At 38.0% G+C, this 4,772-nt stretch carries 3 protein-coding genes and 1 pseudogene; all 4 read left to right on the top strand.

Annotated features, from left to right (window positions below):
• Nucleotides 1-415 (top strand): annotated as a pseudogene (locus AC1DG9_RS23320) (phosphoglucosamine mutase); the annotation flags it as partial.
• Nucleotides 416-423: 8 nt separating this feature from the next.
• On the top strand, nucleotides 424-1,572 hold the full coding sequence (locus AC1DG9_RS23315) for a cysteine desulfurase family protein (protein ID WP_337716476.1): 1,149 nt from the start codon (nucleotides 424-426) through the stop codon (nucleotides 1,570-1,572).
• A gap of 162 nt (nucleotides 1,573-1,734) precedes the next feature.
• Nucleotides 1,735-2,412, top strand: a complete 678-nt coding sequence (locus AC1DG9_RS23310; RefSeq protein WP_288883966.1) for a basic secretory protein-like protein — start codon at nucleotides 1,735-1,737, stop codon at nucleotides 2,410-2,412.
• Nucleotides 2,413-2,434: 22 nt separating this feature from the next.
• Nucleotides 2,435-4,726 carry a GH92 family glycosyl hydrolase gene (locus tag AC1DG9_RS23305; protein ID WP_172659603.1) on the top strand — a complete coding sequence of 764 codons (2,292 nt, stop codon included), beginning with the start codon at nucleotides 2,435-2,437 and terminating at the stop codon, nucleotides 4,724-4,726.
• Nucleotides 4,727-4,772 lie beyond the last annotated feature (46 nt).

Below are 4,772 nucleotides of genomic sequence, written 5' to 3'. Positions count from 1 at the left end.
TGCTGTGATTGGCGGAGAAGGGAACGGAGGAATTATCTACCCTGAACTTCACTATGGTCGCGATGCTTTAGTTGGAATAGCTTTGTTCTTAACTCATCTGGCTAAATTTGGTAAGTCTATCTCTCTTTTACGCAAAAGCTACCCTGAGTATTACATCTCTAAAAATAAAATCACATTAACTCCTGAAATGGATATTGATGCCTTGTTGGTAAAGGTTCAGGAGAAATATAAAAATCAGCCAAACAGTACAATAGACGGATTAAAAATTGAGTTTGATAAGGAATGGGTACACCTTCGCAGATCAAACACAGAACCAATTATTCGTATCTATAGTGAAGCCGGATCTGAAACTGTAGCCGAAGGTTTAGCTACAAAAATAATCTCCGACATCAAAGAAATATTAAAATTGAGTTAGTAAAAAAAATGGAAAGAATTTATTTAGATAATGCTGCAACTACACCCCTGGATGCAGTAGTGATAGAGGAAATGGTTAAGGTGATGAATTCTTATTATGGTAATCCATCATCCATACACGCCCAGGGACGTGAGGTACGTACATTAATTGAAAAGGCCAGAAAAACTGTTTCCGGACTTTTAAATGCAACACCTGCAGAAATTTTCTTTACATCAGGAGGTACAGAGGCTGATAATACAGCCATTCGTTGCGGTATTGCTGCCTTTAATATAAAACATGCCATTACCTCTAAAATTGAGCACCATGCAGTAGAACACACGCTTAATATGCTTTTAGAGCAAGGTGTAATTGATAAGCTGAGTTTTGTTAATGTGGATGCAAAAGGCAATATCGACTATGACCATCTTGAAGAGCTGCTTAAAAACAATGAGCGTTCTTTTGTATCCCTAATGCATGCAAATAATGAATTGGGAACTTTAACAGATCTGGAAAGGGTAGGTGATATCTGCGAACAATATAATGCCATTTATCATTGTGATACAGTACAAACCATGGGGCATTATGTGCACGATGTAAGAAAGCTTAAAGCTCATTTTATTGTTTGTGCTGCCCATAAATTACATGGTCCAAAAGGTGTTGGCTTTCTATACGTTAACCATTCTATAAAAATCAGTCCGATGATTTTTGGAGGTGCACAGGAACGCAATATGCGTGGTGGAACAGAAAATGTTTATGGTATTGTAGGCCTGGCAAAGGCCTTGCAAATAGCATATGGAGAAATGGCGGAACATCAACAGCATATACAAGAATTGAAGACATATTTGAAGGATAGGTTAAGTAATGAAGTACCTGATCTCTTTTTTAACGGAGAGACTGAACCTGAAAAAAGCTTGTATACCGTTTTAAATGTTTCTTTCCCGGCAATGGACATGGCTGATATGCTTTTGTTTAACCTTGATATTAACGGTATTTCTGCATCAGGTGGAAGTGCGTGTTCATCAGGGTCCAATATCGGGTCTCACGTGCTTACCGGTATAGCTGCTGATCCTAACCGCCCATCGGTAAGGTTCTCGTTTAGCAAATACAATACAAAGGAAGAACTAGATTTTGTAGTTGAGAAAGTGAAACAGATTGTGAGTCAAAATGTGACCGTATAGTTAACATTTTTAGTATAAATTATTAAAAGCCATCTTCAAAAGATGGCTTTTTTTCGTAACTCTGATCTTTTATTATTACTTTGTTACCATTATCAACTAGGGAATCTTCATTTTATTATGTTTATTTGTGTGCTAAATCGTTTAATTTTTTTAGAATTTAATATGAAACGAACCACAACAGTATTACTTTCCATGGCTTTAACGATGATCTTCAGTCATCATCTAAAAGCCCAGGAGACCGAAACAATTAAAAAAGATGGTCTTACCCTTAATTTTACCAGCCAGGATCCAACATTTGATCCTGCCCTAAAAAAAAGAATGATTGAAACTTTCTTTAAAGTTTATCCGTTGCTTAGTCAGGAGTATAATCCAAACACTAACAAAGAAGTCTATTTTGTGATTGATACGGCTTACGATGGAGTTGCGGCTACCGGAGCAGGAAAAGTAACTTATAGCGCAGCTTATTTCAAGAAATTCCCGGGAGATGTAGATGTGGTAACCCATGAGGTAATGCATATCGTTCAAAATTACGGACGTAGTAACGGGCCGGGATGGCTGACTGAGGGCATTGCCGACTATGTACGTTATAAGTTTGGAGTTGATAATCCTGGGGCAGGTTGGACGCTCCCTGAACTTAAAAGCACGCACAGTTATAAAAACAGTTACAGAATTACTGCAAGATTCCTGGCATGGTTAGAAAATCACGACAACAAAGGGATTGTTAAAAAACTAGATTCAAGCTTACGCGATCATACCTATACAAACGAGATATGGCAAAAAGAAACAGGTAAATCTTTAGATGACCTGTGGAAAGCATATTCAGAAAAACCAGCATTATAACCACATTTGATATTTTTTAACCATGATTAAACAATTTTTAACCGCCTCATTAGTTCTGGCATCCTCTGCGCTGTTTGCACAGACAGTGGGCAAAGTAACGGATCCAGTTGAATGGATTAATCCGCTAATGGGTACTGCAAGTAAGCCAGATTTGTCTAATGGAAATACCTATCCAACGATAGCTTTGCCATGGGGAATGAACTTTTGGACACCACAAACTGGTAAAATGGGCGACGGATGGGCTTATACCTACGACGCTGATAAAATAAGAGGATTTAAACAAACTCATCAGCCGTCTCCATGGATGAATGATTACGGTCAGTTCTCAGTAATGCCTGTAACGGGTAAAATGAGATTTAATCAGGATGACAGAGCAAGCTGGTATTCTCATAAATCTGAAACCGTTAAGCCTTATTACTATAGCGTTTATTTGGCTGATGCCGATGTGACAACAGAAATCACTCCTACAGAACGAGCTGCCCAGTTCCGTTTTACCTTCCCAAAAACAAATGATTCTTATGTAGTTATCGACGCCTTTGATAAAGGGTCATACATCAAAATAATACCTGGCGAACGCAAAGTAATTGGTTACAGTACCAGATACAGCCGCGGTAAGCTTGAAAACTTTAAAAACTACTTTGTTATTTACTTTGATAAGCCTTTTACATCTGCAAATGCATGGAGAGGTAAAAACCTTGCAAAAGATACATTGGAGTTGCAAAGTGATCATTCAGGTGCTATCATAGGGTTTAAAACCGAAAAAGGGGAGCAGGTTAATATGAAAGTTGCTTCTTCATTTATCAGCTTTGAGCAGGCAGATATCAATCTGACAAGAGAATTATCAAACGATAGTTTCGAAACAACCAAACAAAAAGGAAAAGCAGTGTGGAACAAAACACTTAGCAAAATCTCTGTTGAAGGTGGAACTATAGATCAGGTTCGTACTTTTTACTCGAGTTTATACCGCACTTTGTTTTTCCCTCACAAAATGTATGAGGTTGATAAGAGCAATAAGATAGTACACTATAGCCCCTACACTGGTAAAACAGCGCCAGGTTACAGATTTGCTGGTACAGGTTTCTGGGATACATTCAGAGCATTATATCCATTCCTTAACCTTGTTTATCCATCTGTTAATAAAGAAATGCAGGAAGGTTTGGTGAACGATTATAAAGAGGGTGGCTGGCTGCCTGAGTGGTCGAGCCCTAGCTATTCTGATTGTATGATCGGAAATAACTCTGCTTCTGTTGTTGCTGATGCCTACATTAAAGGTATGCGTGGCTACGACATCAATACATTATGGGATGCTGTAAAACATGGCGCTAATAATGAAGGCCCTGAAGCTACAGGTCGTCGCGGCGTTAAATACTACAATGAATTAGGTTATGTGCCTTACGATGTAAAAATCAATGAAAATGCGGCCAGAACRTTGGAGTATTCTTATGATGATTTTGCGATCTATCAACTAGGTAAAGCATTAGGCAAACCTGCGTCTGAAATAGATATTTATAAAAAACGCAGTATGAACTATAAAAATCTGTTTGATCCATCAACAGGTTTAATGCGTGGTAAAAATCAGGATGGTAAATTCCAATCTCCTTTTAATCCATTCAAATGGGGCGATGCATTTACAGAAGGAAATAGCTGGCATTATTCATGGTCGGTATTCCAGGATATTGATGGATTATCTAAGTTAATGGGCGGTAAAGATAAATTTGTTCAGAAACTGGATTCCGTATTTACACTTCCTCCAGTGTTTGACGATAGTTATTATGGTGGTGTGATCCACGAGATTCGTGAAATGCAAATTGCAAACATGGGCCAATACGCTCATGGTAATCAGCCAATCCAGCATATGATTTATTTATATAATTATGCAGGCGCGCCATGGAAAACTCAATATTGGGTACGCGAAACGATGGATAGAATGTATAAAGCTACACCTGATGGATATTGCGGAGATGAGGATAACGGACAAACATCTGCTTGGTATGTGTTCTCTGCTCTTGGGTTTTATCCTGTAACTCCGGCTGTAGATCAGTATGTTATCGGTGCTCCTTTGTTTAAAAAGGTTACGCTTAATTTAGAGAACGGTAAAACGATTACCATCAATGCACCAAAAAACAGTGCTGATAACAAGTACGTACAGACCTTAAAGTATAACGGTAAACCATATTCTAAAAACTGGTTAAGCCACTCTACTTTATTACAAGGTGCTACTTTAGATTTTGATATGTCTGAGACACCGAATAAAGAAAGAGGCGCTAATGAGTCAGATTTCCCTTATTCGCTTTCAACAGATACTAGCAAATAGTACTTGTTAAATACAAAAAAAGAGTACTTGTTAAATACAAAAAAAG

It is taken from the genome of Pedobacter sp. 05L430, from assembly GCF_056397585.1.
This window is presented reverse-complemented; position numbering and strand designations above follow the sequence as displayed.

Bases quoted from the DNA above. Each gene is read 5' to 3' on its own strand.
- AC1DG9_RS23315 (WP_337716476.1), top strand. From the start codon at position 424: ATGGAAAGAATTTATTTAGATAATGCTGCAACTACACCCCTGGATGCA.
- AC1DG9_RS23310 (WP_288883966.1), top strand. From the start codon at position 1,735: ATGAAACGAACCACAACAGTATTACTTTCCATGGCTTTAACGATGATC.